Source organism: Pseudarthrobacter sp. TRD_SC_9 (genome assembly GCF_055361265.1).
The window spans coordinates 3,179,248-3,205,042 of the sequence record NZ_CM143956.1; the positions used below are offsets into that span (position 1 = coordinate 3,179,248).

A 25,795-nucleotide genomic window follows, 5' to 3' on the forward strand; every position below is an offset into this window, starting at 1 on the left:
CCGCGGTTCGATTTCGCTTCGGGACCGGCCATCCGCTATTCTTGTAAAGTTGCTTTTGCAGCGGATCGGGATGTGGCGCAGCTTGGTAGCGCGCGTCGTTCGGGACGACGAGGTCGCAGGTTCAAATCCTGTCATCCCGACCAATCAAAAAGAGGGCCTCCTTGCGGAGGCCCTCTTTTTTGTTTCAGTTGTTGCTTACATCGGGTCAGGCCAGTTGCCCACGGCCTGCGGGTTGCTCATCGGATCAGGCCAGTTACCAACGGCGGTGGAGACATTGGAGGAATCCGTGACGGAACCTGCGGACAGGATCGCCGGACCAGCAGCGGAGAACGCTAAAGCCCCGGCCAAGACGGCGGCGGCTGCAATCTTCTTCAACATGTGTGAGTTCCTCAATACGAGTCGGATTCGTTACAGAGGCGAGCACCGCCCTTGTTGACATACATTGTAAAATGTTTTCCACAGGCACTGTCAAGCATTGATGGAAAGTCTGTAAGTTAAAAGGAGGAAATCCTGTGGGGAACGGATTCGGGGAGAAGCTCCGTGCCGAGCGACTTGATCGTGGATTAACGCAGGCCGAACTCGGAAAAGGCCTCTACTCCCCCAGCTACATATCCCTTCTGGAGAGCGGCCGGCGCGAGCCCACTGCGGATGTCATCGAAGAGCTTGCCCGCCGGCTGGAACTGGCCCCCAAAGCCCTTGAGGCCTGGAGCCAGCCCATCTCTGTGAGCGACGCCGAATACGTGCTGGCTGGCCTGTACGCGCGCCAGGCCTGGGACCTGCGGGACTACCCGCTGGCCGCCGACCATGCCGCCACGGCCGCGCAGATTGCGCTGGAAGGCAAGAACACCAGCGCATGGTGGAACATGACCTACATGCAGGCCGAGTGCCTGATCAAGCAGGGCGAATGGCAGGAATGCCAGAACATTATGGAACGCCTGCTCGACCACCCCATGGCCAAAGAATCCGCGGGGCTGGGAGTCCGGGCCCGCCAGATGCTTGCTGCAGTCCATCAGGCGCAGGGTCAGCTGAGTGCCGCCGTCGAACATGCCATGGAAGCGGTGCGGCTCTGTGAACAACTGCCGCCGGGATCCACGCTGATCATCGGCGCCCACCGGGCACTCATTGGCGCCTTGGCGGAGAGCGGCCGGCTGGAGGAAGCGTGGATCTACTGCCAGGCTATGAGCGCGCAGGTGGATGACAAGTCCATGTCCCAGCTGGCCGGCGAGGTGGCCTGGGTGATCGGCAACGTGGCGTTTATGCGGCATGACTACACAGAAGGCATCAAGTACCACGAACGCGCGGCGAAGATGCTCTCCCCCGCCAATGACATCGACTTGTGGGCGCGCTTCAACAAGGCTTCTGCTGCGGTGCGGCTGTCTTCGGGAATCGTGGAGCCGGAAACGCTGTCCGCGATTGAGCGCGCTGAACTGGCCCTGTCCATTGTGGGCGGCAACAAAACGGACCAGCTGGAAGTGGCCTTCATCAGGGCCCGCTGGCTCTACCTCACCGGGGACATCGACAGTGCCGTGGCCAAGCTCCGCGGAATCCATGCCGAACGTGAATCCCTGGCCCGGCATACGTCCGGCGAGGTGTCGCTGCTGCTGGGCAAGGCGCTGAAAGCCGCTGGCGAGGCCGAGGAAGCCCTGGGTTACCTGGACGAGGCGCAGAAGGACTTCAGTGCGGCCGGCGCCAACGACCGCGTGCAGCAGGCGCTGGACGCGGTCCTCGAGATCAGGCTTGCCCAGCAGCGGGCCGCGGCCTCAGCCAAGGTAGGCTGAGGCGCTGCGGTTCACTGCCGCATGAAGCAGTCGCTAGGCGAACTGCTGGCCTGTGAGCTTCTCGTAAGCCTCTACGTAACGGCTTCGGGTGCGCAGGATGACGTCCTCAGGCAGGGCCGGAGGCGGGGTGTCGGAGGATTTGTCCCAGCCGGACTGGGCGGACGTCAGCCAGTCACGGACATACTGCTTGTCGTATGAGGGCTGTGCCTGCCCGGGCGTGTAGGTGGCTGCGTCCCAGAACCGCGATGAGTCAGGGGTCAGCACTTCATCGCCCAGCGTGATGCTTCCGGAGACGGCGTCGTAGCCGAACTCCACTTTGGTGTCTGCCAGGATGATGCCCCGCTTGCGGGCGATCTCCTCTGCAACGGTGTAGATGTGCAGCGTCAGCTCACGCAACCGGGCAGCAATGTCGTCCCCCACAATGGACACCATGGCGTCGTAGCTGATGTTCTCATCGTGTTCTCCCACATCAGCCTTGGCCGACGGCGTAAAGATGGCGGCGTCCAGTCGGGAACCATCCACCAGGCCTTCCGGCAGCGGGATGTTGCAGACAGTGCCGGACTGGCGGTATTCCACCAGTCCCGAGCCCGTGAGGTAGCCGCGGGCAATGCATTCCACGGGGAACATGTCCAGCTTCTTGCAGATCATGGCCCGGCCGGCAACAGCCTCGGGTACGCCGTCCTTCACCGTAGAGGCCAGGACATGGTGCTCGACGTCCAGCTGGTCAAACCACCACAGGCTCAGCTGGGTAAGGATGCGCCCCTTGTCAGGGATCTCGCTGGACAGCACGTGGTCGAAGGCGCTGATGCGGTCGCTGGCAACCACCAGTACGCAGTCCTGGCCGTGACTCTGCCGAACGGTGTCGTCCGCGGGCTCATAAAGGTCGCGGACCTTGCCGGAATACACATGGGTCCAGCCGGGCAGGTCCGGAGCATCGGTTTCCAGTCCACCGGGGAAGTTCTCTGTCACGTTAATCCTTTGCTGTGGTTACAGGCAGCGCGCCGGTGCGCGTACCGGCAACTTTGATTTCGCCGCGGGCAGCCTTGCGGCCGATGTCCGTGCGGAACTGGGCGCCGTCGAGCTTGACCAGCTCGACGCCGTCGTACGCTTTTTCTCTTGCCTCCACCAGATCCCCGCCGAGAGCAACCACCGCAAGCACACGGCCACCGGCGGAGATGACCTTGCCGTTTTGGTCAAAAGCAGTACCGGCATGGATCACGTGGACGCCTTCGAGCTCCTCCACCTTCTTCAGGCCGCGAATGCGGTCGCCCGTTCGCGGGGTGTCCGGGTAGTTTTCGGACGCAATGACGACGGCGACAGCGGTCTCGGGCGACCAGCGCAGCTCTTCTGCCTTGTCCAGTTCGCCCTTCGCGGCAGCCAGAAGCAGCGCACCGAGCGGAGTCCTGAGCCGGGCCAGGACTGCCTGGGTTTCCGGATCGCCGAAGCGGACGTTGAATTCGATGACGCGGGTTCCGCGGGAAGTCAGCGCCAGGCCGACGAACAGCACGCCGACAAACGGGGTCCCACGCCGGGCCATCTCGTTCACCGTGGGCTGGGCGACGCGGTCCACTACTTCCTGGACCAGGCCTTCGGGCGCCCATTCGAGCGGCGTATAGGCACCCATGCCGCCGGTGTTGGGGCCTTCGTCATTGTCGTAAATGCGTTTAAAGTCCTGAGCCGGGGAGAGCGCTACGGTGTTCTGGCCGTCGCAGAGGACGAAGACCGAGACCTCGGGTCCGTCGAGGAATTCCTCGATCACGACCGTTCCGCCGGCGTCAAAGCAGGACTGTGCGTGGGCCAGGGCGGCGGCCCGGTCCTTGGTGACCACAACGCCCTTACCGGCAGCCAGGCCGTCGTCCTTTACCACGTAGGGGGAACCAAAGGTATCAAGGGCGGATTCGGCTTCGGCGGTATTCGTGGCCACGAGTGCCATGGCTGTTGGAACGCCGGCCTCGGCCATCACTTCCTTGGCAAACGCCTTCGAGGCCTCCAGCTGGGCTGCTGCCTTGCTGGGCCCGAACACCGGAATACCTGCTTCCCGAACGGCGTCGGAAACGCCGGCCGCCAGCGGCGCCTCGGGGCCGACCACCACCAGGTCCACGGAGAGTTTGGCGGCAAGGGCGGCCACCGCTTCGGGATCGTTGGCGTTGATGGGGTGCGTCGGAACCAGCCTGCTGATCCCTGCGTTACCCGGCGCCGCATGGACCTCGGAGACGTTGGAGTCTTCCAACAGGGAACGGACAATGGCGTGTTCGCGGCCTCCAGGGCCAATGACAAGTACCTTCACAGTCACCAAGGGTACTTTGTGCCCCGCCGCGAGCCTAAGAGGGAATGCGGAGATTACCGGTCCGGCTGGTCAGGAAGTCAAACGGTGGCCGGCATGTCCTCCCGCCCGTTCTCCTCACTGCTGCCACCGGCGGGACCATCCGCGGCCGGCGCAAGCCGAATGATGACGCCCTTCGAGACGGGTGTGTTGCTGCCCTTGACTGTGCTGTCGAGCGGCACGAGGACGTTCCCCTCCGGATAGTACACAGCCGCACAGCCCCGGGCACTGGGGTAGGCCACCACGCGGAATTTGCGCAGCACCCGGTCCTTGCCGTCCGAGTACTCCCCGTGGACATCCACCAGATCACCGTCCGCGAACCCCAGTTCTGCCAGGTCCTCAGGGTTCACGAAGATTACGTGCCGGCCCTTCCTGATGCCGCGGTACCGGTCGTTGTAGCCATAAATCGTGGTGTTGAACTGATCATGGGACCGCATCGTCTGCAGGATCAGGCGGCCGGGCGGGCACTCCATGGGGTCCAGCTCATTCACGGTCATCAGCGCTTTACCACTGGGGGTATTGAACTTCCGCGAATCCCGCGGACCATTAGCCAGCAGGAAGCCGTCCTTTTCCCGGATGCGCCGGTTGTAGTTTTCACAACCGGGCACCACGTGGGCAATGTGGTCCCGGATGCGGTCGTAATCATCCTCGAATCCCTGCCAGTCAGCAGCAATGCGATCGCCGAGGGTAGCCCGTGCCAGGCGGCTGACGATGGCGATCTCGGAGAGCAGTCCGGGTGCAACCGGTTCAACTTTGCCCTCGGAGGAGTGCACGGCGCTCACCGTGTCCTCAACCGACACGAACTGCGGACCGGTGGCCTGGATATCTGTTTCGGTGCGGCCGAGCGTGGGCAGGATGAGCGCTTCTTCACCAACGACGGTATGGGAGCGGTTCAGCTTGGTGGAGATCTGCACGTTCATTTCAAGGTTTTGCATTGCTGCCTCGGTTGCCGCAGTGTCTGACATCGCGGCGACGAAGTTTCCGCCCAGCGCCATGAAGAACTTGATCTCGCCGTCGCGCATGCCCCTGACGGCGTCTACCGAATCTACGCCGTGCTTGCGGGGAGGTTCGAACGAGAATTCCTTGCCGAGTGCGTCCAGGAACGACGGCGGCATCTGTTCCCAGATGCCCATGGTGCGGTCGCCCTGCACGTTCGAGTGTCCGCGGATTGGTGACGCGCCCGCACCCGGGCGGCCAATGTTTCCCCTGAGCAGGAGGAGGTTGATTATTTCCTTGATGGTCCCGACACCATTCTTCTGTTGCGTGACGCCCATAGCCCAGGTGATGATGACCTTTTCCGCCCTGATGTAGCGGCCGGCGAGTTCGTCGATTTCCTCCGGGCGCAGCCCGGTGGCCTCCAGCACCGTCTGCTCATCGAGGCGTGCCAGGTGCTCGCGCAGTTCGTCCAGGCCCTCGCAGTACCGGGCGATGAACTCATGGTCCAGCACGGTGCCCGGGTTACGGTCCTCAGCTTCAAGGACCCGCTTGGAGACAGCCTGCAGCAGCGCCATGTCCCCGCCGGCCCGGATCTGCAGGAACTGGTCCGCAAGGTCAGTGCCGCGGCCAATGACGCCCTTGGGCTTTTGCGGGTTCTTGAATCGACGCAGACCCGCTTCGGGCAGGGGGTTGATCGCGACGATCCGGCCGCCGTTTTCCTTTTGCTTCTCCATCGCGCTTAGCATCCGGGGGTGATTGGTCCCGGGGTTCTGGCCGATCACGATCATCAGATCGCAGTCGAGGTAGTCGTTGTAGGCGACCGTGGCTTTGCCGATACCGATGGTCTCGCCCATCGCTGCACCGGACGATTCATGGCACATGTTCGAGCAGTCGGGCATGTTGTTGGTGCCAAGTCCCCGGATGAACAGCTGGTAGAGAAATGCGGCTTCGTTGGACGCGCGGCCGCTCGTGTAGAAAGTTGCTTCGTCGGGGGAGGAAAGGCTTTTGAGCTTCTCGGAGGCAATGGTGATCGCCTTATCCCAGCTGATGGGCCGGTAGTAGTCATCCCCGGCCGCCTTGTAGACGGGTTCGGTGAGCCGGCCCTGCATTCCCAGCCAGTATTCAGATCGTCCGCGCAGTTCGCTGATCGGGTGCTCGGCCCAGAACTCCGATGAGACCGTGACCGGGGTGGCTTCCCACGTCACCGCCTTGGCGCCATTCTCGCAGAACTCAAAAGTGCCCCGGTGATCGGACGGATCAGGCCAGGCGCAGCTCATGCAGTCGAACCCCTGCTTCTGGTTCATCCTGAGTAGGGTGCGTGCGCTCCGCTCGATGCCCATGTGCTTGAGGGCCGGCTGCATCGAGTGATAGACGCCAGGCAGCCCGGCCGCCCAGTCCTTGGGCTTTGCAACATCCAGATTGTTCTCGTCTGCTTCCTCAACGGGAGGGTTAGAGCGGGTCATCGGGCATCCTTCCAGGCCGGTCCTCAGCACTGAGTCGTCTTAACAGTCAATTGTCGCTCTTTTACCCGGATTTGGGGACGCTGCGAACTCTATGAGCATGCCCGGCATGCCTGCAGCGTCCGGTGTGCTTGCCACGCCCATTGAGTGAGTGGAGGATCAGTGCATGGCAATCCCCCGCCCGGCTACCGGGCGAACCCGCGAACGGCCGGAAGCATGGGCCGCCCTCGCCGGCATCCTGGCAGCCGCCGTCGTACTTTCCGTTGCCGAACTGCTGGGCAGCTTCTTTACCTCGCGGCTGACCCCACTGTTTGCCTTAGGGTCCACATTCATTGACTTCACGCCGTCGTGGCTGAAGGACTTCGCGATTGCCGCATTCGGCACAAATGACAAAGCTGCGCTGTTTGCAGGCATGGGGATCGCCCTCCTGGTGCTGGCGTCCCTGCTGGGGATCCTTGCCTACCGCAGGTGGTGGCAAGGCGCCGCCGGAGTGTTGCTGATGGGTTCCGTGATCGTTGCCTGCGTGCTCACCCGATCCGGGGCGCAATCAACCGATGCCCTGCCGACGGCGGCAGGCACGGCCGCCGGCGTGCTGGCGTTGCGGCTGCTGGTGAATCTTGTGCCGCGGCCTGCGCCCGACGATGATGCGGACAGTCCGCCGCGTCCCTCCCGCAGGTACTTCCTGGTGGCCGCCTGGACTACGGCAGCGGTAGTGGTGATGGCGGTCGGCGGGCAGTTGTTGGGCGCCGCCAGGAATGCCGCCCTCCAGGCCCGCAGCGCTTTGAAGCTTCCTGCACCGATACGGACAGCACCAGCGGTGCCTGCCGCGGTGCAGTCCCGCACCCCGGGGGTGGACCCTTGGCTCACCCCCAACGATGACTTCTACCGGATCGACACCGCGCTGCGCGTTCCGGACATCGACGCCACCATCTGGACCCTGCGGGTGCACGGACTGGTGGAGGAAGAGGTCACACTGACCTTCCAGGACTTGCTCGACGCCGAATTGATCGAGACGCATGTGACCCTCGCCTGTGTGTCCAATCCCGTGGGCGGAGACCTGGTGGGGAACGCCAAATGGCTGGGTCTGCCAATTCGAGAGGTTCTTGCGAGGGCCCGGCCCCTGGCGCGGGCGGACATGGTGCTGTCCACCTCCGTGGACGGCTTTACAGCCTCCACTCCCCTGGCGGTCCTGCAGGACGATCGGGATGCCATCCTGGCGATCGGGATGAATGACGAGCCGTTGCCGTTGGATCACGGCTACCCGGTCCGCATGGTGGTCCCGGGGCTGTACGGCTTCGTCTCCGCGACTAAATGGCTGATGGACCTTGAGGTGACCCGGTTCGAGGACCGGGAAGCCTACTGGACCCAACGCGGCTGGTCTGACCGCGGGCCCATCAAGACCATGGCCCGGGTGGAAGTGCCTCGGGAATCGGCCAGGGTCCCGGCCGGTGTTGTGGCCGTGGGCGGAGCTGCCTGGGCCCAGCATCGCGGAATCAGCGCGGTGGAAGTCCAGGTGGACGACGGCGACTGGAAGGAAGCTACCCTGTCTGAAGAACTCACCGTGGATGCCTGGCGGCAATGGTCCTTCGAATGGGACGCGGTTCCCGGGCGGCATGAGCTTAGGGTGCGGGCCATCGACAGGTCCGGCGATGTCCAGACCGCCGAGAAGGCCAATCCGGTGCCGGACGGTGCCTCGGGCTGGCACACGGTGACTGTGACCGTTGACTAGGAGCTTGGGTGCAGGGCGGTCTAGGTTCGGGGCTGGCGAAGACGGTCGCCTAGACTTGCTGCATGCCGCACAACCCGCACGCAACCTTCACTGTAGAGTCCGCCGTCGAACTCGCCGTCCTGGAGCGCAGCGGCTTTGTGGAGTCACGGCACATTGGTTCTGCGGTGGTGCTGGCGGCGGACGGCTCCGTTGTAACGGAACTCGGCGACATCAACTCCCCAATTTTTGCCCGTTCCAGCCTCAAACCCTTCCAGGCGCTGGCTGCCATGCAATCCGGGGTGCCGCTTCGCGGCGCGCAGGTAGCCCTGGCTTGCGGCAGCCACGTGGGGTCGCTCGATCACATGGACGTTGTGGAAGGCATGTTGAAGGCCGCCGGCGTCACAGTTGACGATTTGCAGTGCCCCGCCGACTGGCCGCAGGACGAAACTGCCCGCGACTGGCTGATGCGTTCGGGCAACGGAAAGTCCAAGCTGGCGTTCAACTGTTCGGGGAAGCACGCGGCTTTCCTCTGGGCGTGCAAGGAAAACGGCTGGGACCTGCACAGCTACCTTGAGCCCAATCATCCGTTGCAGCAGCGGATCCGTGGTGTGATCGAGGAGTACTCCGGCGAGCAAATCGCGCATCTTGGCATAGACGGCTGCGGCGCACCAGTGGCGGCTGTTTCCCTGACTGGGCTGGCACGGGCCTACTCCCTGCTGGCGAAGGCACCCGGAGACAAGAACTCGAACGCGCGGGCGGCGACGATCGCCACGTCCATGCTGGACTACCCATGGGCTGTTCAGGGCCAGGGCGAGGCAAACACGATCGTCATGGACGAGCTCGGGATCATCGCCAAGATCGGCGCCGAAGGTGTACTCGCCATGGCCACGCCACAGGGCGTCTCGGTGGCCGTGAAAATGCTGGACGGCAACATCCGGGGCACGTCGCTGGTGGCGTTGACGTTGCTTGCGGTGGCAGATGCCGTCGACATTCCCGGGGTGGCCAGTGTCCTGGAAAAGGTGGTAGGCCCTGTACTGGGCGGCGGCCGGCCTGTGGGCAAGATCAGGCTTGGCAAGGCTGTGTCCGCACTGCTCGAGTGACGCCGTTCCGGTTCGCTGGTTCCTGCTTTGCCTGGCCGCCATCCGGCCTGGCAGCTGCTGATTGTTTGTACTGATTTGAGGAGGCCGGACATTGGCTGTAGCACGCCGCCGGATCGACATCGCCGAGGGTAGAGCTGCCGTGGCAGCCTGGCACGACGCCGCAGTCAGTGGGGACCCGCCGTCGGAAGTTTCCACAGGGGCTCCGCCAGTTGCGCCCGTCCCGCGGGCCGTGACCGCCACTGCCGTCCGTTACTCCCTTGAGGAGATTACCGCCAGGGCTCCGGGCAATTCGGTCGAGGTCCGGGTTCCGCCGTTCGGGGTAACGCAGTGCGTGGAGGGCCCGCGGCACACACGCGGCACCCCGCCGAACGTCATAGAGTGCGACGCCGCCACTTGGCTGGCGATGGTCACCGGTGCTTTGAGCTGGGAAGACGCAGTCCGGGCAGGCCGGGTGGCAGCGTCAGGTTTACGGGCTGATTTGTCAGCCCTGCTGCCGCTTTAGATTCCGGGACGCAGCTGTCTACCGCCCGTTCGCCGGCACCGACACCGGCACCGGGTGAGGTACCGTGTTCTGCAGCCGCGTGGACAGGGCCACAACGACTGCAAGGACAAACGCGACCACGGCAATCAGGACGGACATCACCATTACATTTCCGTAGCCCTCGATCCGCGGATCCAGGAACGGGTACGGATACCAGTCGGCGAAGGGCCCGCGGATCAGGCTATACGCCAGATACACCACCGGAAACACCAGGAACACCAGCGATTCCTTCAGCGAAATCCGCCGTCGGGGCAGGTCCACCAGCCAGTCAATCACCAGCACCGTGGGCATTGTGTAGTGGAGTACCACGTTGATCCAGGGAACCGCAGTATCCACCTGCACGTTGCTGAGCAGGAGACTGTAAACAATTCCGGTAATGGCCATGTACATGGTGGCTCCGCCGCGCAGCAGCTCCAGCCAGCGCGGGCTGCTCCCCTGCCAGGCGTACCAGCCCGCGATGGCAAAGGTGGCCGCCGCAATAATGTTCGACTCCACGGTGAAGAAGCTGAAGAAATTCAGCGGCTTGTAGTCGTCGATGTTTTGCACGTTGAAGGCGAACTGCGACATGATCGCGGCGAACCCCAATGCTGCGAAGAAGAATCTGAAAAGCGCTAACCCCCGGTTTGCCATCATGTGTTGATCCTAGGCCAGGTGCCCTTACTCACGGTGTATTCGAGATTGGCCGCTAGGGTGTTGGGAATGGAACCACAGGCGGAAAAGCCGACGACGGCGGTGCTGCTCGCCGCGGGCGGCGGCACCCGCCTGGGGCGTGGCCCCAAAGCCCTGCTTCCGTTCCGCGGCCGCACACTGGTGGAGGTCCAGGCGGCCATCCTGTTCGACGGCGGCGCGCATCGCGTGGTGGTGGTGGCGGGAGCCGGGCGCGAGGCAGTACACAGGCTGCCCGGCCTGGCCGGATGCACGTTGGTGGACAACCCCGATTGGGCCGGCGGCATGGCCGGTTCGCTGCGGCTCGGCCTGGCAACTGCACCCGAGGACCACCACGTCCTGGTCGCGCTGGTGGACCAGCCCGGGACGTCTGCAGAACTTGTGGCCCGGCTGCTGGCAGCGCACCAAACGGGCCGGGTCACCGCTGCGGCTTATCGGAGTCCCGACGGAGCGGTCCGACGCGGCCACCCGATCCTGATCGACTCATCACTCCGGGCCGAGGCCGCCGCCTCAGCTACCGGCGATGCCGGAGCCCGGGCCTTCCTTCAGGCGAATCCCGGGCTCGTCAGCCTCGTGGACTGCAGCGACCTGGACACGGGCGCCGACGTCGACACCCCTGCCCAACTCCCGCTCCTTGACCAATAACGGGCCCGCTGGTCAGCGCCGGCTACCAGCGGGGGTGGATGGATTCGCGGAAGTAGTGGTCGTAGATCCAGTGGACACCGGCGTCGAACTTCGAATCCAGCAACAGCTCCCCGGCTTCGGCATTGAGCCGCGCCTGCTCCACGCTGCGGGCCCCGGGAATGACGGAACTAACGCCCTCTTGCGCCACAATCCAGGCGATCGCGGCCTGGGCTGCAGTGGCTCCCTGGGGAACCAGTGCTTCGAACTCCGCTGCAGCCTTCAGGCCCTGGGCGTAGTCCACTCCGGAAAAGGTCTCGCCGACGTCGAAGGAGCCGCCGTCGCGGTTGTAGTTGCGGTGATCGTTGGCCGCAAACTCGGTGTCCTTGGTGTACTTTCCGGACAGCAGCCCCGAGGCCAGCGGCACGCGGGCGATGATGCCCACGCCTGCAGCCTTGGCGGCCGGCAGCACCTCATCCAGCGGTTTGAGGCGGAAGGCGTTGAGGATGATCTGCACGGATGACGTACCTTCGTGGCGGATGGCTTCCAGGGCTTCGTCGGTGCGCTCAACGCTGACGCCGTAGTTGGCGATGGCGCCCTCGGCTACCAGGGTGTCCAGGGCGTCGTAAACTTCGTTGGTGCTGTAGACCGACGTCGGCGGGCAGTGCAGCTGCACCAGGTCCAGGCGGTCAGTGCGCAGGTTCTTCCGGGAACGGTCAGTCCACTCGCGGAAGTTGGCGAGGTTGTAGTGCTCCGGCTGCTGTTCGACGCGGCGGCCCATCTTGGTGGCTACCGTGACATTCAGATCCGGGTTATCCGCCAGGAAGGCGCCAATGGTCTGCTCGCTGCGTCCGTCGCCATAAACGTCAGCGGTATCAAAGAAAGTCACCCCGGCGTCAACGGACGCTTCGAGGATGCTGCGGGCCTGCTGGTCGTCGACGTTTCCCCAGTCGGCGCCAAGCTGCCACGTGCCCAGTCCCACGGCGGAGACGGTTCGTCCGGTTTTTCCGAGTGTGCGTTGTTCCATCGTTCGACTATACGTCGAGGGGAATATTGGCGACGGATTTGGCTTCCACCGCCCGGGAAAATGGCCTACTTGTTACGCGGGCTCCGTTGCCCCAGGCGGAGCCCAAACCAGAAGATGAAAAGGGCAATGCCCAGGCCAAGCACGGCCCAGCCCGCCAGCTCCTGGTCATTCAAGATGACGGCTTTTCCTGCGACGAACCCGAAGTCGGTGTTGAGAGGGGCAGATCCGAACCAGCCGCCTAGCGGAGCGGACGTCAGGATCACCACAACGCCGGTCACAGCAATCAGCACAGCCAGAACAGGCAGTAACCACGGGCCAACAGCCCGCCACGGCGCTCCCCCGCCGGAACCACCGTTCGAAGAGTCCGGCTCTGGTTCATTTCCTGATGCTGTATCCCCCATTTCTCCACACTCTAGTACCGCCTGGCGTCCGGACCGGGCGGGTACGCCTCCCAGCCCTCGACGGACGGCCGGGGCGGCACTAAGTTGAAGTTCTGAGATACCTGAGCAGTTGAAATACCTGAGCAGTTGAAATACCTGAGCAGTTGAAACACCTGGACGCATGGAACCCGTAGAACTCGCAGCACTTCAGCACACCGGAAGGACACCAGATGGATTTTTCACCGCGCACGGCCATTGTCACAGGAAGCGATTCGGGAATCGGCCGGGCAACCGCGGTTGAGCTGGCGCGCGCCGGGATGGACATCGGCATTACCTGGCATTCGGACCGCGACGGTGCAGAACACACGGCCGACCAGGTACGTGCCGAGGGCCAAAAGGCCCACGTCCGGCAACTGGACACAAGCGAGGTACCTGGATGTGGAACCACAATTGATGCGCTGATCGAAGATCTTGGCGGCGTGGACGTGTTTGTGAACAACGCAGGAGCAGGCGACGGCCGCGGTTTCCTGGAGCTGGATCCGGACACCTGGAAGCGGACCATGGACATCAACCTCAATGGTGCCTTCATCTGCATCCAGGCAGCAGCGAAGCACATGGTCGCCGCAGGGCGAGGCGGCCGAATCATTGCCGTGACGTCCGTCCACGAGACCCAGCCCAAGGTCGGGGCCTCCGCTTATGTGGCTTCAAAGCATGGCTTGGGCGGACTGATCAAGACCATCGCCCTGGAACTCTCAGAATTCGGCATCACGGCAAACTCGGTAGCACCGGGCGCAATTTCGACTCCGATGTCCGGCCGCGAGGGCGACGACCCCGAGCCGGACGTCAAGCCAGGCGTGCCGCTGGGGCGATCCGGACGGGCAGTGGAGATTGCCGCCGTCGTAAATTTCCTGGCATCGCCTGCCGCCTCCTATGTCACCGGAGCATCGTGGGCGGTGGACGGCGGCATGCTGCAGATGGGACCTATGGCAGGCGCACAGCTCGAGTCGGCGCAATGGCGCGAAAACGGCAAAAGCTGAACGCCGGCGTCGGAAATAAGTAGACTGTCCACCATCCGACGGAAGGCGAGAGCATGTCCATCTACGATCCAGAACCTGTGGAGATTTCCACCAGAATGCGTCCCGGCGAGTGGAGCGAGGAGACCCTGGCGGCACTCGTGGCCGGGTACCAGGAGAAAATCATGGCAATGGGCGCCCTCCCTGGGGACGTTATTACCGCCATCAACCGGGACCAGGAAGGCGGCGTCTCGGTGAAGGTAGCCTGGGACAAGGCTGAGGCTATCGAGGATCCCCTCCCCTAGGTGGCGTGCTGCAGCAGCTTTCCTATCGCGCTGTTGTCCAGGCTTGCCAGCAGCTCGCCCGGACCGCTATACACCTCTGCGGCGCCTGCCTCGCGCAGTTCGGCTTCACCGGTGCCACCGCACAGGACGCCGATAGAAGGCATCCCAATTGCGCGCGCCGCCATCATGTCCCAGACGGCGTCGCCAACAAAGACAGCGTCTTTCACTGCCACGCCAACCGTGTCCAACGCGGCCAGCAGGATATCGGGGTCAGGCTTGCTTTTAGCCACGTCCTTGGAGCTTGTGGCGGCATCGATGAAATCGTCGGCGCCGAGGGCCCGCCGCAGCTCCTGCAGGTCCCGTTCACGGGCGGACGTTGCGAGCACCACCTTGAAGCCCAGATCCTTGCAACGGGACAGCAAATTCCTGGCCCCCTCGGTCGGCTGGAGCGTTGGCCAGTAAGTGGCGAAGAGTGTGCTGTGCGAGGAAAGGATTTCCTCATCCAGTGCGGTGTCCCGGTCTGCCGGCAGCGACTCCTTGACCAGCTCTTTCCCCGTCATACCCACCAGGCGGTGGATCCTGGCCATAGGCACGGTGTACCCTGCCTGCCGGAACGCATGCCACCACGCCATGGTGTGCAGATAGGCCGAATCGACGAGCGTGCCGTCGACGTCAAAGATGACAGCCCGGGGCGCTGACGTACCGGATGAACCGGCGGTCTCTTCGTCATGGGCCGGCATCATGTACCCGATGCCGCCTGCATCCCGCGGCTTGCCCTGCTGTCCTGGGCGGCCGCTCTGGCCTCGTGGCTGCGATCGCGAATAAGCCCCGTTCCGGCAATCTCCCGCGCCCGTGACACTCCGGCCACGGCAGCCCTCTTGGTGGGGAAGGTGATGGAGATGGCCATCAACGTTCCGGAGCCGTCCAGCATCCTGACACGGTATCCACCGTCGGGCGCGTCCACGAGTTCAAAATAACCCGCCATGCCAATCAACTCCCTACAATTCCCACGTCACTGTGGGCACCGGGGATCTCCCGGGTTAGCAAGTATACTTAGTAATCTGTTCCCACTCAATTCGCAGCGTTACATAGGCTCGTCGCTGCGGGGCGCCGTCGCCTGATGCAGGGCCAGCGCGCTGTCCACCAAGGCGAAATGGCTGAAAGCCTGCGGGGTGTTTCCCAATTGCCTCCGGGCGTTCACTGCCCACTCCTCACTCAGCAGTCCGACGTCGTTTTGCAGTTCCAGCAGGCGTTCGAAGAGTTCCGTGGCTTCGCGCCGGCGGCCCGCCCCCAGGAGTGCTTCCACCAGCCAGAACGAGCAAGCGAGGAACACGCCTTCAGTGCCCGGCAGCCCGTCGTCGCTGACTTCCGGCCGGTAGCGGAGCACGAAGCCGTCCTCTGTGAGCTCCTTCTGAACGGCATCGATAGTTCCCAGCACCTTGGGATCATCCGGCGGCAGGAATCCGACGCGCGGAATGAGCAGCAGGCTCGCATCAAGCTCCGGACGTCCATAACACTGCACGAAGGTGTTGCGGACGGGATCAAACCCGTTGGCCATGATGTCCGCCCGGATGGTCTCGCGAAGCTGCTCCCAGTGCTCAACAGGCCCGTCCAGCCCCCACTCCCGCACGCCGGCCACCATGCGGTCCGCGGCTACCCAGGCCATCACCTTCGAATGCGTGAAGTGCTGCCTGGGACCGCGGATCTCCCACAGTCCGTTATCCGGCTGGTCCCAGATCTTTTCCAGGTGCCGCATGAGGGCCTTCTGCAGTGCCCAGGCCTCGTCGCTGTGCTTGAGCAGGGCGTGCCGGGTGAGTGCCAGGCAGTCGAGGACCTCACCCCACACGTCGATCTGCAGCTGGTTCGCCGCTCCATTGCCGGTGCGGACCGGCCGGGAATTTTCATAACCGCGGAGCCACGGGATGTCAGTCTCCGGCAGCCGGCGTTCGCCATGGATCCCGTACATGATCTGCAGGTCTGCCGGATCACCGGCCACCGCGCGCAGCAGCCAGTCCCGCCACCGGGCAGCTTCCTCCGTGTAACCGGCGGCCAGCAGTGACTGCAGGGTCATGGTTCCGTCCCGCAGCCAGCAGTAGCGGTAATCCCAGTTGCGGACCCCGCCAATCTGTTCGGGAAGGGAGGTGGTGACGGCTGCGACGATACCTCCTGTGGGCGCGTACGTCAGGGCCTTCAGCGTGATCAGGGACCGTTCGACGGCGGCGCGGTAGGGTCCGCGGACTGTGGACTTACCGATCCACTCACGCCAAAATTCAATGGTTTGCTCCAGTACCACTTCAGCGTCCACGGAGTGTGGACGCGGTCGGTGGCTTGGTGCCCAGGTCAGGACAAAGGGCACCCGCTGGCCGGCCTCAACCGGAAAGTCGCTCACCGTGTGCATGTTTTCGCCGTGCAGTGGAGCGCTGGTCACCAGGTAAACAGAATCGGGGCCTGCAATGGCGTTCAGGCCGGCCGGGTCACGCCGGACCCAGGGGATGATGTGTCCGTAATCAAAGCGGAGCACCAACTCTCCCCGCATCCGCACGCTGCCGCTGACTCCTTCGACGATGCGGACAATATTGGCTTCACCGTCGCGTGGAGGCATGAAGTCAAGGATGCGGACCGTGCCCTCGGCTGTTTCCCAGGTCGTCTCCAGGACGAGGGTGCCCTCAAGGTACCGCCTGCTGGTACACCTTCCGCCGCCGTCGGGGGCCAGAAGCCACCGGCCGGCTTCAGGAGCGTCCAGGAGCGCGTTGAAGCAGGCCGGGGAATCGAACCGGGGCAGACACATCCAGTCAATGGATCCCTCGGTGCTGATCAGGGCCGCCGTGTGGAGGTCCCCCACCATCGCATATTCCTCAATGAGCGCCATGACTCCAAGGGTGCCATAAGCCGGCCCCGGGCGGGCCGGAATTGGGGGAAGCCGTGGAGTCCAAGGTGGTCCTGACCCGGTTGTCGGGGTGTAGCCTGTAAGGACGGTATGCAGTTGCCGGCGGGCAATTGCCTTGCGCCTCCCAGCGGCGCACCAGGACCCGCGCGGACCGCGCGCAGCACCGGCCGGGAGACGCCACCATGACCAATCCCTCCACTCATAACTCCGTCATCGAAAAAGTCCAGGATCTGCTGCTGGACACTCAGGATGTGGAGGACTTCCTCTCCCAACTCGTCCGGCAGTCGGCCGAAGCCTTGTCAGGGCCGCGGGGAAAGGTTCTGGCCGGCATCACCTTGATGCGGCACCGCTCAGCGGCCACCGTCGCCTCCAGCAGTGAGGAGGCGCAGCGGCTCGACGAGGTGCAGTACGAGTTCGGTGACGGCCCATGCCTCAAGTCCTGCCGTGAGAAGGTGCTGATCCACGTACCGGACCTGGAACAGGATCAGACCTGGCCTGCATACAACCGCGCCATCATCGCGTACGGTGTCCGTTCCGTGCTGGCCGTTCCGTTCGAACTCTCCGGCGATACCGCCGTCGGCGTGATTATCGGGCAGAACCGGTGCACCCAGGAGGAGGCAGTGCGTCTGCTCATGTCGGCGTCCAGCACACGGAACATGAAGCTGCGAGACGTTGCCGCGAAAGTGGTCCAATCCGCAGGCGGAGGCGATCTGCAGACGCACTTTGACTAACCAGGACGGCAGGGAGCGGGGCACGTGGCGATAGAAATTGGCACTTCCGGATGGAGCTACGACCACTGGGAGAACGTGCTGTACCCGCCGGGCTTGCCGGCAGCAAAGCGCCTGGCGCACTACGCCGCCCGTTTCAGCACGGTCGAGTTAAATGCCAGCTTCTACCGCTGGCCCCGCGATACGGCCTTTGCCAGCTGGCGGGACCGTTTGCCTGAGGGCTTTGCGATGTCGGTAAAGGCACCCCGCGGGCTCACCCACGGGCGGCGCCTCCTCTCGCCCGAGGTGTGGGTGGAGCGGATCAGCCGGTGCTGGCACGAACTGGGCTCACGCCGGGCCGTGCTGCTGGCCCAGTTGCCGCCGGATATGGAACGTGACGACGCCCGGTTGGAATATTTCCTCGCCGCATTGCCCCACTGGATCCGCGTCTGCATGGAATTCCGGCATCCGTCCTGGGACCACGAAGATGTGTACCGGATCCTGGAACGGCACGGGGCTGCCTATTGCGTGATGAGCGGCGCGGGCCTGCCGTGCGTGCTGAGGTCGACAGCGGACTTCTGTTACGTGCGGCTGCACGGGCCTGACCAGCACCATCTCTACGGCGGGTCCTACTCGGACGACGACCTGCGGTGGTGGGCGGACCGCATCGGCGAATGGGCGGCCGGCGGAAAGGATGTTTACGCGTATTTCAATAACGACGGCGGCGGGAACGCAGTGCGGAATGCGGAGACACTGCTGTGGCTGCTGGGGCAACGGTGAGCAGTAACGTGGCGCCAACGGGCGCCCCGAACGCCCGGCTGTGGCAGAGTGGACGCATGGAAACTGCCCGGCAGGACTCACCCCCGCAGCAGCCTGCGGATGACAACGAGGCACAGCCAGCTGCCGCCGTCGCAACCCGTGCCTTACGGCTGGCCCACCGGGTCTCCGACACCACGAACACGGTGCGGCGGAAACTGGCGCGTGGCTGGAACTTCAAACCCAAGATGATCGCCTACTACGGCTACGGATCCACAGAGTGGGTCCGGGTCTTTGGCAGGGCCTTGCTGGCCACCTCCCCCAAACCCGGCAGCCGTGCGGAGAATGCCGTGCGGAACGGTACCCAGAACGTTCGCGGCTGGAGCGCCTTCACCAGCGTCCCCATGCAGCACTCGGTGGTGGACATAGAGATCGGCGGGGTGCGAACGCAGGTCAAAGCGGACCGCGGCGGCCTGGTGGACGAGGTGATCAAGGTACAGCTGACACCCGGCTGGCACACGGTGACCTTCCGGGCTGACGGCACCGATGAAGCCCAGGCCCAGGTCAGGGTTATTGGTCCGGAAACCCGTCTTGGCATTGTGTGCGACATTGATGACACAGTGATGGTCACCGCCTTGCCCCGTCCCTTCCTGGCCCTGTGGAACACCTTCGTGCTGAGCGAGCGCGCCCGGATGGCAACGCCAGGCATGGCCGTGATGCTGGATAGGATGACCATCCGGCACCCTGATGCCCCCGTTATCTACCTCTCCACCGGGCCGTGGAACGCCGCACCCACGCTGGCCCGTTTCCTGGGACGGAACATGTACCCGGCAGGCGCCATGCTGCTGACCGACTGGGGGCTGACGCCGGACCGCTGGTTCCGTAGCGGCCAGGAACACAAGCACCGCAACCTGGAACGCCTGGCCACGGAATTCCCCGGAATGAAGTGGTTGCTGATCGGTGACAACGGCCAGCACGACGAACAGATCTACTCCGAATTTTCTGCCAAGTTCCCCGACAAGGTAGCCGCCATAGCCATCCGCCAACTGTCCGTGGGCGAATCGGTTCTAGCCGGCGGGCACACCGAACATGGGGACCACAGCGGCGAGAGAGCGCCGTGGATCTACTCCCCTGACGGGGCAGGAATTGCCCGCCGGCTGGAGAACCTGGGGCTTATGTAGCAGGGTGCCGGCCGGTCACGTGGCTGCTGCAGCCACGGCCCGGCCGGCACTCGAGGCCAAATTGCGCTCCTCGATGAGTTCCTGGAACCAGTAGTACGAGGCCTTGGGGCGACGCTCCTGAGTGTCAAAGTCCACGTGCACCAGACCAAACCGCTGCTCGTAGCCACCGGACCATTCAAAGTTGTCAATCAGCGACCACACGTAATAGCCGATCAGGAGCAGCGAGTCTGCCTCGCCCCCGGGAGCCGTAGCCCGCAGCGCAGTCTCGAGGTGGTCGGACAGGTACTTGAGTCGTCGTTCGTCCGGAATGAAACTGTGGTTGGTGTTTTTGTCCCGCACTACAATGTCTTCGAAACTGGCGCCGCCCTCGGTAATGATCACCGGCGGCAGGTCCGGGTAGCGTTCCACCATCTCCTTCAGCGCCACGGTCAGGTACTCGGGCTTGACCGGCCAGCCGTATGCCGTGATAGGGGTATCAGGCCACGGTTCGATATGGAACGGGGTGCCGGAGGCTGACTCGCTAAGGTCCTCCCCCAAGGCTTCCGCCATCCCTTGAGGTACAGCTCCGTCGCCCTGCCCCGCCGCGACGCGGGTGGGCATGTAGTAGTTCAACCCGTAAAAGTCCAAGGGCTGCGATATCAGCTCCATATCCTCCGGCGGGTGCTCAAACGAGGAGAAGAACTTGGCCGCCCGGATCACGTCCGGATATTTGCCGGTGAGAACCGGGTCGGCGAACAGCCGGTTTTGTGCCAGGTCCACCAGTCCGGCCGCCAGCTTGTCCAGCGGATTGATGGAGTGGGGGACGGTGGGCGAATACACATTAGTCATGCCCACCTCGCCCTTGGCCCCGGCCTGGCGAAGCGCCTGAAGCGCAAGGCCGTGCCCCAGCAACTGGTGGTGCACTGCCGGGAAGGCCTTCATCATGAGCTTCTCCCCCGGCGAGTGCAGGCCCAGGGCATAACCGTTGGTCACCACGGTGGCAGGCTCATTGATGGTCACCCATCGGTCAACGCGGTCACCGAAGGCCTCGGCCGCAATGGCAGCGAACTCCCCCAGCCGGTAGGCGGTATCCCGATTCATCCAGCCGCCGACGTTGTCCAGCGGCAACGGGGTGTCCCAGTGGTACAGGGTGACCATAGGGGATATGCCATTGGCCAGCAGTTGGTCCAGGAGGCGGTCATAGAAGTCCAGGCCTGCCTGATTTGCAGGACCTCTTCCATCCGGCTGGATCCGGGGCCAGGCAAGGGAAAAGCGGTAGGAGTCGACCCCCAGCTGTTTCAGGAGCTCGACGTCGGCCGGCATCCGGTTGTAGTGGTCGGCGGCCACCTGCGGGCTGTGATCGCCAACGATTGTGCCTTCCTTGGCAGCAAAGACGTCCCAACCTGCAGGACCGCGGCCGCCCTCTTTCACCGCTCCCTCAATCTGGAACGCAGAGGTGGCCACTCCCAGAACGAACTCCGGCGGAATCAGGGCCGCAAGCTCCTTGGCACTGATGTGCATTGACGTTGTTCCTCACTTCCGGGGCAACCGGATGTCCGGGCTTTTTCGGACTGACCGGCGCTGCCTTTGATCCCAAAATCTTATACCTAAGCAGGCTTACGAGTTTCTATCCCCCTCAGCCGACGGGTGGCAGTGGCTGCTGTAACGAGCCGTTTTCAGCGCAACTGCGGCGGCCCGGTTGGGTCAGAGCTTCATGCATCGGCCGATGACACGCGCGCCCTCCGCGAACCCCGCCGGGTTGGGGCCTGCATAGTTGAGCCGCAGGTACGGGCCCGCAGATTCTGCAGGAAACCACTCAGTACCAGCGGCGATCATCACGCCGGCCCGCTCGCAGTCCATACCCAGTTGAACGGGATCGATCGCATCCGGAAGCCGCACCCAGAGATTGAGCCCGCCCTTCGGAACCTGCGTGATGTGGGCATCTGGCGCGAACTCCCGGAGGCTGGTGACCAAAAGGTCCCGCCGTGACTGCAACTGGTGGCGGAGGCTCCGAAGGTGGGTCTGCCACCCGGGTTGCGTGACGACGTCCAGTGCTGCCGCCTGTAAAAGGCCACTGACATACATGGACTCGGCAGCACGGTCCGCTTGGAGTCGCTCCCGGGCGGGGCCCCGCGCTATGACCGCCGCTACCCGGATGGCCGGCGAAACGCTCTTGGTCAGCGAACGGAGGTAGACGACGTGCCCGGACTCGTCCTGGCTGGCCAGCGGGACGGGGCTGGTGGTAATCCCGAAGTCATGGGCCCAGTCATCCTCGACGAGGAACGCACCATACTGCCGCACCACTGCCAGGATTTCCTGACGGCGCTCTGCGGACCATTGCGCTCCTGTGGGGTTCGCATAGTTCGGCTGCGCATAGAACAAACGCGAACCGCTCTCCTCGAACGCCCGCGCCAGCTCGTCCGGCTCCGGGCCGTCAGGACCGCTGGGTATGGGAACAACCGGCACGCCTACCTGCGCCGCCGCCAGGCTTGCGCCCCAGTACGTGGGCGACTCCATCAGCAGCGGCTGGCCGTTGACCAGCAGGGCCCGGAATATCGAGCTGAGGCCGCTCTGGCTTCCCGGCAGCACCACCACGTCCGCCGGCGTGGGCGCGGTGGTGCCGGCGGGAGTCGCCGCGGCGAGTTCCCGAGCGAACCAGGACTGGAGTTCCGGGAGCCCGGGGGCGGGTGGCCGGGACAGGGCGGCGTCTCCCCGCGCTGCCCGCGCGAGCGCGGCGCGCACCAGCCGTTCCGGCAGGAGTTCGCGGTCCGGATAACCCGAATGGAAAGCAACTACGTCATTCGGTGCGTCCCGCATGGCGGTAGCCGCGGCCCGGAGTGGACCTTGGGGCGATCGGAGTGCCGCGGTCTGCCAGCCGTAATCGGATGGTTTTGCAGTCCGTGCTGTCCGCACGAAGGTGCCCACGCCTGGCCTGCTTTCGATCAGTCCGCGGACCGTCAAGGTGTGGAGCGCTTTCTGCACCGTGACCGGACTTGCTTGGAATTCAGCAACGAGCGAACGGGTGGACGGCAGCCGCGCACCAGGAGCCGCGCTGGAGATCCAGGACGCCAGCCGATCCACAATCCTCGAGCTGCTATCGTTGTTCATGAAAGCCTATAGTAGCGCTACTGTCGAAATCCGGCCTGCGATACCGTCCCGTTGGCCAGCCGGCCTGCTCTGGGGGTTGCTTGGAGTAGCGGCATTTTCCTTCACCGTCCCCTTTACACGGTTGGCCGTCGAGGGCATGTCGCCACTCTTCACCGGTGCGGGACGGGCAGTAGTGGCCGCACTCCTTGCCGCCGCTGCCCTGGCACTCACCCGGCAACGGCTGCCCCAGGGAAAGCAGTGGGGACGGCTTGCTGTTATCGCAGGAGGAATCGTCGTCGGATTCCCCCTGCTTACCTCTTACGCCCTCACCACCGTGCCCGCCAGCCACGGAGCAGTTGTCATTGCGCTGCTCCCCGCAGCCACCGCTACGGCGGCAGCAATACGGGGACGCGAGCGGCTTCGCAGTGCATTTTGGTGGACGACACTGGCCGGTGCCGTGGCGGCCATCGGCTTCGCAGTAGTTCATTCAGGTGGTGCAGGCCAGCTGCGCTGGGCCGACCTGCTGCTTCTTTGCGCTGTGATAGCGGCGGCAGTCGGATATGCAGAAGGGGGCCTGCTGGCCCGCGAGCTCGGTGCATGGCAGACCGTCTCCTGGAGCCTGGTCCTGGCGTCGCCGCTGATGGTTTTTCTGACGGCAGCGGCCGTGGTGCAGCAACCACCGACCGCGGGCGTTGAGCAGTGGGCAGCGTTCGCCTATCTGGGCGTGGTCAGCATGTTCCTGGGATTCTTCGCCTGGTACCGCGGCCTGGCCATTGGGCCCATGGCGCAAGTTAGCCAGATCCAGCTGGTCCAGCCCGTGCTGACAATCGGCTGGGCAGGCCTGCTGCTGGGCGAGGAGCTCACGTGGACCACTGCGCTGGGTGGCCTGGCGGTGGTGTGCTGTGCCGGGCTTGCCGTGCGAGTCAGGCTGCGGCCCTAGCTATGCCTGGTTAGGCCCAAGGTCCACTTTCCCAGCGGACCGGCGTCACGCTGATGTCCGCCGGTTTCTTGTGTTCCTGCCGCTGCGCAGGGGTGCTCCGGCGCACCGGGACGTTCCGGGCTCCCTGTCCCCTCGCGGTCTGGTCGTATTCGCGTTCCGGACTGCCGGCGTCGGACATTTTGCTGCCCTGCCGGGCATGCCCGACGTCGGGATGGTGAGTGCGCATCAGGGTGCGGTATGCACGGGAAATCTGCGCCGGCGTCGAGTCGGCGCTGACGCCAAAGATCGCGTAGTAGTCAGGCTTCCGCATCGCTCACCTCCACCGGAGAGTGCAGGACGTGGCAGATCGCAGGGTAAACGGCCGGGTGGGCGGCAACGCCGTACCGCCCACCCGGCTCCTGCTGTACCAGGGCTGATCAGGAAGGGATCAGCTCCCGATCTCCTGCATTTGGTCCTTCTTCGTTTCGATCTCGATCTTCCGTGGCTTGGCCTTTTCGGCGACGGGGATCCGCAAAGTCAGGACGCCGTCGCTGTAGCTTGCCTTGACGTTTTCCGTATCCAAGGTCTCACCCAGGATCAGCTGGCGGCTAAAGACGCCGCGCGGCCGTTCGGCAGCAACCAACTCGACGTTTGGCTGCGTGGGATCCCGGCGTTCGGCGCGGACAGTCAGGACGTTACGCTCAACATTAAGGTCAACCGAATCCACATCCACGCCGGGCAGATCGAAGGCGACCACGAACTCGCCATCTTCCTGCCACGCATCCATCGGCATAGCCGCCGGCCGCGCCGTGGTTCCGAACACCTGCTGGGTCAACCGGTCCAGCTCACGGAACGGGTCCGTACGCATTAGCATCATTACCCCACTCCTTCAGGTTCATGTGTTTTACTGTATCTACCGCCCACTTATCTGTGGTGGTCGGTATAGATTTTTTATAGCATTGAAGTGAATCGACCGCAAGCCCCCGACGAAGGTTTTAGAGGGAAATGTCCACCGAAACCCAGCCCCCGGAAGAAACCCGCTGGACCTTTTCCACTGACAGTGCAGAAGGTGCCCCTGCGGACGGTACTGCTGCTGCCCAATCCCGTCCCGAAGCCGCGCAGCTGCAGGCCCGGTACGCAATTTCAGTAGTCTCAAACCTGGTTGGCACAGGCCAACAGAACATCAGGCTGTACGAGACGCGGGGCCTCCTGACTCCGCACCGGACCCCTGGCGGCACCCGCCAGTACAGCGACAGCGACGTTGCGGTCCTGCTGAGGATCGGCGAACTGCTGGAGGAAGGGCTGAACCTCGCGGGAGTGGCGAAGGTGCTCGAGTTGGAAGCCGTCAACGCGAAGCTGCGCATCGACCTCAAACGTGCCCGGAGCCGGCTGCGGAAGCAGTCCGCAGAGTAAACCGGCATCCCGGCAGCCTCCCTGGCTAGTCCCCCGGTTGCTCTGGGGTCGAGAGCTCACCGGTGATGGGTTCACCCGGAATGCGTGCCGTCCGCCAGGTGTCCAGGGCGATGACGCCGGCCAGGATGACCAGGGCCAACGACACTGAGGCGAAAGCGTCAGTAAACCAGTGATACCCCAGGTACAGCCGGCTAAGTGCGGCAAGCAAAATTCCCAACGCGGCCAAGGCGAAACAGGCCACGCCGACCCTGACGGTGCGCGACCTCGAACCGACAAGGTAGGCGCCGATCAACAGGAAATCACAGGCCCCCAGCACATGCCCGGACGGGAATGAAAAGGTGTGGTCCACTCCGAAGAGCATCAATTCCGTGGGTGGCCGGGCACGGTCCACGAGGTGCAGGATGATTTGCGAGATGACAACTCCGGTGATCATTCCTGCCGCGAGCAGAATGGGGCGCCAAGCATGCCGGGCGGCAACCCCCCACACCACATTCACTACCAGCACGATAATCGGCAGCGCCACTGGTCCAAAAAGGACTGCAAGGAATTGCATCGCCCTGGTTGCCGTGTCTGAGCGCGTATCCAGCAGCCAGTGACGAAGCGGCTGGTCGATCACTGCCAGCCCGTCGTCGAGCAGGACACTGGAAAGCACCAGCAGGAACATAAGGGTGCCCGCCACGGCAAGGATCACCGAGATGCGGTACAGGCTGTGGCGATCCGCCGGCTCCATGTAGCGCTCCTCTACCACAAACTTCTGGTTGAAGCCCTGCCACCAGTTGGGGGATGCTGTTGCCTGCTCTGCCACTGAAGAGTCCGTTCGTGCCATGGGAACAATGATCGTGCTGAAAAACTGTACCCCCTGACTGGCGGCTTATCCCCGAGTGGCGGTTATCCACCGACTCGAAACCGGGGGCGTTGTCATGCAATACTTTCCACACGGTTAAGCAGAGGCCGTAGGAAAGTTCGTCGATCCGCCTTTGCTTCCGCCGCACTCCCGCATCAAGGGATCAACGCGAGGCTGGCCGGCTC

General features: G+C 63.9%; 27 protein-coding genes and 1 tRNA gene. 13 read left to right on the forward strand and 15 right to left on the reverse strand.

What is annotated here, in order from left to right:
* Positions 1 to 66 precede the first annotated feature (66 nt).
* A tRNA-Pro gene (locus ACWA13_RS14860) sits at positions 67 to 143 on the forward strand.
* A 52-nt stretch (positions 144 to 195) separates the two neighbouring features.
* On the opposite strand, the gene ACWA13_RS14865 is transcribed toward ACWA13_RS14860, so the two are convergent.
* Complete coding sequence (locus tag ACWA13_RS14865; RefSeq protein WP_463934942.1) at positions 196 to 378, reverse strand: hypothetical protein; 183 nt, start codon at positions 376 to 378, stop codon at positions 196 to 198.
* Between the two features lie 134 nt (positions 379 to 512).
* Here ACWA13_RS14865 and ACWA13_RS14870 point away from each other — a divergent pair, with 134 nt between their 5' ends.
* Positions 513 to 1,778, forward strand: a complete 1,266-nt coding sequence (locus tag ACWA13_RS14870) for a helix-turn-helix domain-containing protein (protein WP_463934943.1) — start codon at positions 513 to 515, stop codon at positions 1,776 to 1,778.
* A 33-nt stretch (positions 1,779 to 1,811) separates the two neighbouring features.
* Here the strand turns inward: ACWA13_RS14870 and ACWA13_RS14875 are convergent, their stop codons facing one another.
* The 3 genes from ACWA13_RS14875 to ACWA13_RS14885 all read right to left on the reverse strand — a co-directional run bounded on the left by ACWA13_RS14875 (position 1,812) and on the right by ACWA13_RS14885 (position 6,500).
* Positions 1,812 to 2,747, reverse strand: a complete 936-nt coding sequence (locus ACWA13_RS14875; protein WP_463934944.1) for a phosphoribosylaminoimidazolesuccinocarboxamide synthase — start codon at positions 2,745 to 2,747, stop codon at positions 1,812 to 1,814.
* 1 nt (position 2,748) lies between these two features.
* The gene (gene purD / locus ACWA13_RS14880) at positions 2,749 to 4,065 is read right to left on the reverse strand and encodes a phosphoribosylamine--glycine ligase (RefSeq protein WP_463937948.1); all 1,317 of its coding nucleotides are present in this window, start codon (positions 4,063 to 4,065) and stop codon (positions 2,749 to 2,751) included.
* Between the two features lie 77 nt (positions 4,066 to 4,142).
* Positions 4,143 to 6,500: an FdhF/YdeP family oxidoreductase gene (locus ACWA13_RS14885; protein WP_463934945.1), complete on the reverse strand. Its 2,358-nt coding sequence runs from the start codon at positions 6,498 to 6,500 to the stop codon at positions 4,143 to 4,145.
* A gap of 163 nt (positions 6,501 to 6,663) precedes the next feature.
* On the opposite strand from ACWA13_RS14885, the gene ACWA13_RS14890 reads away from it, so the two are divergent.
* The 3 genes from ACWA13_RS14890 (at position 6,664) to ACWA13_RS14900 (ending at position 9,807) form a co-directional block, all read left to right on the forward strand.
* Positions 6,664 to 8,226 carry a molybdopterin-dependent oxidoreductase gene (locus ACWA13_RS14890; protein WP_463934946.1) on the forward strand — a complete coding sequence of 521 codons (1,563 nt, stop codon included), beginning with the start codon at positions 6,664 to 6,666 and terminating at the stop codon, positions 8,224 to 8,226.
* A 62-nt stretch (positions 8,227 to 8,288) separates the two neighbouring features.
* A complete protein-coding gene (locus ACWA13_RS14895; RefSeq protein WP_463934947.1) occupies positions 8,289 to 9,305 on the forward strand; it encodes an asparaginase in 1,017 nt (338 codons plus the stop codon).
* Between the two features lie 91 nt (positions 9,306 to 9,396).
* A complete protein-coding gene (locus tag ACWA13_RS14900) occupies positions 9,397 to 9,807 on the forward strand; it encodes a sterol carrier family protein (protein ID WP_463934948.1) in 411 nt (136 codons plus the stop codon).
* Between the two features lie 18 nt (positions 9,808 to 9,825).
* Here the strand turns inward: ACWA13_RS14900 and ACWA13_RS14905 are convergent, their stop codons facing one another.
* Positions 9,826 to 10,479: a Pr6Pr family membrane protein gene (locus tag ACWA13_RS14905; RefSeq protein WP_463934949.1), complete on the reverse strand. Its 654-nt coding sequence runs from the start codon at positions 10,477 to 10,479 to the stop codon at positions 9,826 to 9,828.
* 66 nt (positions 10,480 to 10,545) lie between these two features.
* On the opposite strand from ACWA13_RS14905, the gene nboR reads away from it, so the two are divergent.
* The gene (nboR, locus tag ACWA13_RS14910) at positions 10,546 to 11,157 is read left to right on the forward strand and encodes a nicotine blue oxidoreductase (protein WP_463934950.1); all 612 of its coding nucleotides are present in this window, start codon (positions 10,546 to 10,548) and stop codon (positions 11,155 to 11,157) included.
* 22 nt (positions 11,158 to 11,179) lie between these two features.
* Here nboR and ACWA13_RS14915 read toward each other — a convergent pair whose 3' ends face one another.
* Positions 11,180 to 12,160: an aldo/keto reductase gene (locus tag ACWA13_RS14915; protein WP_463934951.1), complete on the reverse strand. Its 981-nt coding sequence runs from the start codon at positions 12,158 to 12,160 to the stop codon at positions 11,180 to 11,182.
* Between the two features lie 65 nt (positions 12,161 to 12,225).
* Positions 12,226 to 12,561 carry a hypothetical protein gene (locus tag ACWA13_RS14920; protein WP_463934952.1) on the reverse strand — a complete coding sequence of 112 codons (336 nt, stop codon included), beginning with the start codon at positions 12,559 to 12,561 and terminating at the stop codon, positions 12,226 to 12,228.
* 209 nt (positions 12,562 to 12,770) lie between these two features.
* On the opposite strand from ACWA13_RS14920, the gene ACWA13_RS14925 reads away from it, so the two are divergent.
* Positions 12,771 to 13,577 (forward strand): SDR family oxidoreductase, encoded by an 807-nt coding sequence (locus tag ACWA13_RS14925; RefSeq protein WP_463934953.1) that lies wholly within the window; start codon positions 12,771 to 12,773, stop codon positions 13,575 to 13,577.
* A 53-nt stretch (positions 13,578 to 13,630) separates the two neighbouring features.
* Positions 13,631 to 13,858, forward strand: coding sequence for a hypothetical protein (locus ACWA13_RS14930; RefSeq protein WP_463934954.1), 228 nt, complete (start codon positions 13,631 to 13,633; stop codon positions 13,856 to 13,858).
* Here the strand turns inward: ACWA13_RS14930 and ACWA13_RS14935 are convergent.
* The 3 genes from ACWA13_RS14935 to ACWA13_RS14945 all read right to left on the reverse strand — a co-directional run bounded on the left by ACWA13_RS14935 (position 13,855) and on the right by ACWA13_RS14945 (position 16,706).
* Positions 13,855 to 14,580, reverse strand: coding sequence for an HAD family hydrolase (locus ACWA13_RS14935; protein ID WP_463934955.1), 726 nt, complete (start codon positions 14,578 to 14,580; stop codon positions 13,855 to 13,857). The genes ACWA13_RS14930 and ACWA13_RS14935 overlap by 4 nt on opposite strands.
* Positions 14,577 to 14,822, reverse strand: coding sequence for a hypothetical protein (locus tag ACWA13_RS14940; protein WP_463934956.1), 246 nt, complete (start codon positions 14,820 to 14,822; stop codon positions 14,577 to 14,579). Before ACWA13_RS14940 ends, ACWA13_RS14935 begins: the two co-directional genes overlap by 4 nt.
* 99 nt (positions 14,823 to 14,921) lie before the next feature.
* Positions 14,922 to 16,706 carry a glycoside hydrolase family 15 protein gene (locus tag ACWA13_RS14945; protein ID WP_463934957.1) on the reverse strand — a complete coding sequence of 595 codons (1,785 nt, stop codon included), beginning with the start codon at positions 16,704 to 16,706 and terminating at the stop codon, positions 14,922 to 14,924.
* Positions 16,707 to 16,906: 200 nt separating this feature from the next.
* On the opposite strand from ACWA13_RS14945, the gene ACWA13_RS14950 reads away from it, so the two are divergent.
* From ACWA13_RS14950 to ACWA13_RS14960, 3 genes are read left to right on the forward strand one after another with little or no spacing between them, the layout of a single operon-like run.
* On the forward strand, positions 16,907 to 17,455 hold the full coding sequence (locus ACWA13_RS14950; RefSeq protein ID WP_463934958.1) for a GAF and ANTAR domain-containing protein: 549 nt from the start codon (positions 16,907 to 16,909) through the stop codon (positions 17,453 to 17,455).
* A 24-nt stretch (positions 17,456 to 17,479) separates the two neighbouring features.
* Entirely contained in the window at positions 17,480 to 18,211 is a 732-nt protein-coding gene (locus ACWA13_RS14955) for a DUF72 domain-containing protein (protein ID WP_463934959.1), read from the forward strand.
* Between the two features lie 56 nt (positions 18,212 to 18,267).
* Positions 18,268 to 19,368 (forward strand): App1 family protein, encoded by a 1,101-nt coding sequence (locus tag ACWA13_RS14960; protein WP_463934960.1) that lies wholly within the window; start codon positions 18,268 to 18,270, stop codon positions 19,366 to 19,368.
* Positions 19,369 to 19,383: 15 nt separating this feature from the next.
* On the opposite strand, the gene ACWA13_RS14965 is transcribed toward ACWA13_RS14960, so the two are convergent.
* Together ACWA13_RS14965 and ACWA13_RS14970 are read right to left on the reverse strand one after the other, a co-directional pair.
* A complete protein-coding gene (locus tag ACWA13_RS14965; protein WP_463934961.1) occupies positions 19,384 to 20,868 on the reverse strand; it encodes a GH1 family beta-glucosidase in 1,485 nt (494 codons plus the stop codon).
* A 183-nt stretch (positions 20,869 to 21,051) separates the two neighbouring features.
* Complete coding sequence (locus ACWA13_RS14970) at positions 21,052 to 22,455, reverse strand: aminotransferase-like domain-containing protein (protein ID WP_463934962.1); 1,404 nt, start codon at positions 22,453 to 22,455, stop codon at positions 21,052 to 21,054.
* On the opposite strand from ACWA13_RS14970, the gene ACWA13_RS14975 reads away from it, so the two are divergent.
* Positions 22,454 to 23,374 (forward strand): DMT family transporter, encoded by a 921-nt coding sequence (locus tag ACWA13_RS14975; RefSeq protein WP_463934963.1) that lies wholly within the window; start codon positions 22,454 to 22,456, stop codon positions 23,372 to 23,374. The two genes, ACWA13_RS14970 and ACWA13_RS14975, sit on opposite strands and share 2 nt — an antisense overlap.
* A gap of 10 nt (positions 23,375 to 23,384) precedes the next feature.
* Here ACWA13_RS14975 and ACWA13_RS14980 read toward each other — a convergent pair whose 3' ends face one another.
* Positions 23,385 to 23,684, reverse strand: a complete 300-nt coding sequence (locus tag ACWA13_RS14980; protein ID WP_463934964.1) for a DnaJ domain-containing protein — start codon at positions 23,682 to 23,684, stop codon at positions 23,385 to 23,387.
* A 117-nt stretch (positions 23,685 to 23,801) separates the two neighbouring features.
* Positions 23,802 to 24,230 carry an Hsp20/alpha crystallin family protein gene (locus tag ACWA13_RS14985; protein WP_463934965.1) on the reverse strand — a complete coding sequence of 143 codons (429 nt, stop codon included), beginning with the start codon at positions 24,228 to 24,230 and terminating at the stop codon, positions 23,802 to 23,804.
* A gap of 245 nt (positions 24,231 to 24,475) precedes the next feature.
* Between ACWA13_RS14985 and ACWA13_RS14990 the strand changes: the two genes are divergently transcribed.
* Positions 24,476 to 24,766: a MerR family transcriptional regulator gene (locus tag ACWA13_RS14990; RefSeq protein WP_463937949.1), complete on the forward strand. Its 291-nt coding sequence runs from the start codon at positions 24,476 to 24,478 to the stop codon at positions 24,764 to 24,766.
* A 25-nt stretch (positions 24,767 to 24,791) separates the two neighbouring features.
* Here ACWA13_RS14990 and ACWA13_RS14995 read toward each other — a convergent pair whose 3' ends face one another.
* Complete coding sequence (locus ACWA13_RS14995) at positions 24,792 to 25,592, reverse strand: phosphatase PAP2 family protein (protein WP_463934966.1); 801 nt, start codon at positions 25,590 to 25,592, stop codon at positions 24,792 to 24,794.
* Positions 25,593 to 25,795: the final 203 nt, after the last annotated feature.

Bases quoted from the DNA above. Each gene is read 5' to 3' on its own strand.
- ACWA13_RS14865 (WP_463934942.1), bottom strand. From the start codon at position 378: ATGTTGAAGAAGATTGCAGCCGCCGCCGTCTTGGCCGGGGCTTTAGCG.
- ACWA13_RS14885 (WP_463934945.1), bottom strand. From the start codon at position 6,500: ATGACCCGCTCTAACCCTCCCGTTGAGGAAGCAGACGAGAACAATCTG.
- ACWA13_RS14890 (WP_463934946.1), top strand. From the start codon at position 6,664: ATGGCAATCCCCCGCCCGGCTACCGGGCGAACCCGCGAACGGCCGGAA.
- ACWA13_RS14895 (WP_463934947.1), top strand. From the start codon at position 8,289: ATGCCGCACAACCCGCACGCAACCTTCACTGTAGAGTCCGCCGTCGAA.
- ACWA13_RS14905 (WP_463934949.1), bottom strand. From the start codon at position 10,479: ATGATGGCAAACCGGGGGTTAGCGCTTTTCAGATTCTTCTTCGCAGCA.
- nboR (WP_463934950.1), top strand. From the start codon at position 10,546: ATGGAACCACAGGCGGAAAAGCCGACGACGGCGGTGCTGCTCGCCGCG.
- ACWA13_RS14915 (WP_463934951.1), bottom strand. From the start codon at position 12,160: ATGGAACAACGCACACTCGGAAAAACCGGACGAACCGTCTCCGCCGTG.
- ACWA13_RS14920 (WP_463934952.1), bottom strand. From the start codon at position 12,561: ATGGGGGATACAGCATCAGGAAATGAACCAGAGCCGGACTCTTCGAAC.
- ACWA13_RS14925 (WP_463934953.1), top strand. From the start codon at position 12,771: ATGGATTTTTCACCGCGCACGGCCATTGTCACAGGAAGCGATTCGGGA.
- ACWA13_RS14930 (WP_463934954.1), top strand. From the start codon at position 13,631: ATGTCCATCTACGATCCAGAACCTGTGGAGATTTCCACCAGAATGCGT.
- ACWA13_RS14935 (WP_463934955.1), bottom strand. From the start codon at position 14,580: ATGATGCCGGCCCATGACGAAGAGACCGCCGGTTCATCCGGTACGTCA.
- ACWA13_RS14940 (WP_463934956.1), bottom strand. From the start codon at position 14,822: ATGGCGGGTTATTTTGAACTCGTGGACGCGCCCGACGGTGGATACCGT.
- ACWA13_RS14945 (WP_463934957.1), bottom strand. From the start codon at position 16,706: ATGGCGCTCATTGAGGAATATGCGATGGTGGGGGACCTCCACACGGCG.
- ACWA13_RS14950 (WP_463934958.1), top strand. From the start codon at position 16,907: ATGACCAATCCCTCCACTCATAACTCCGTCATCGAAAAAGTCCAGGAT.
- ACWA13_RS14960 (WP_463934960.1), top strand. From the start codon at position 18,268: ATGGAAACTGCCCGGCAGGACTCACCCCCGCAGCAGCCTGCGGATGAC.
- ACWA13_RS14965 (WP_463934961.1), bottom strand. From the start codon at position 20,868: ATGCACATCAGTGCCAAGGAGCTTGCGGCCCTGATTCCGCCGGAGTTC.
- ACWA13_RS14975 (WP_463934963.1), top strand. From the start codon at position 22,454: ATGAAAGCCTATAGTAGCGCTACTGTCGAAATCCGGCCTGCGATACCG.
- ACWA13_RS14970 (WP_463934962.1), bottom strand. From the start codon at position 22,455: ATGAACAACGATAGCAGCTCGAGGATTGTGGATCGGCTGGCGTCCTGG.
- ACWA13_RS14980 (WP_463934964.1), bottom strand. From the start codon at position 23,684: ATGCGGAAGCCTGACTACTACGCGATCTTTGGCGTCAGCGCCGACTCG.
- ACWA13_RS14985 (WP_463934965.1), bottom strand. From the start codon at position 24,230: ATGATGCTAATGCGTACGGACCCGTTCCGTGAGCTGGACCGGTTGACC.
- ACWA13_RS14995 (WP_463934966.1), bottom strand. From the start codon at position 25,592: ATGGCACGAACGGACTCTTCAGTGGCAGAGCAGGCAACAGCATCCCCC.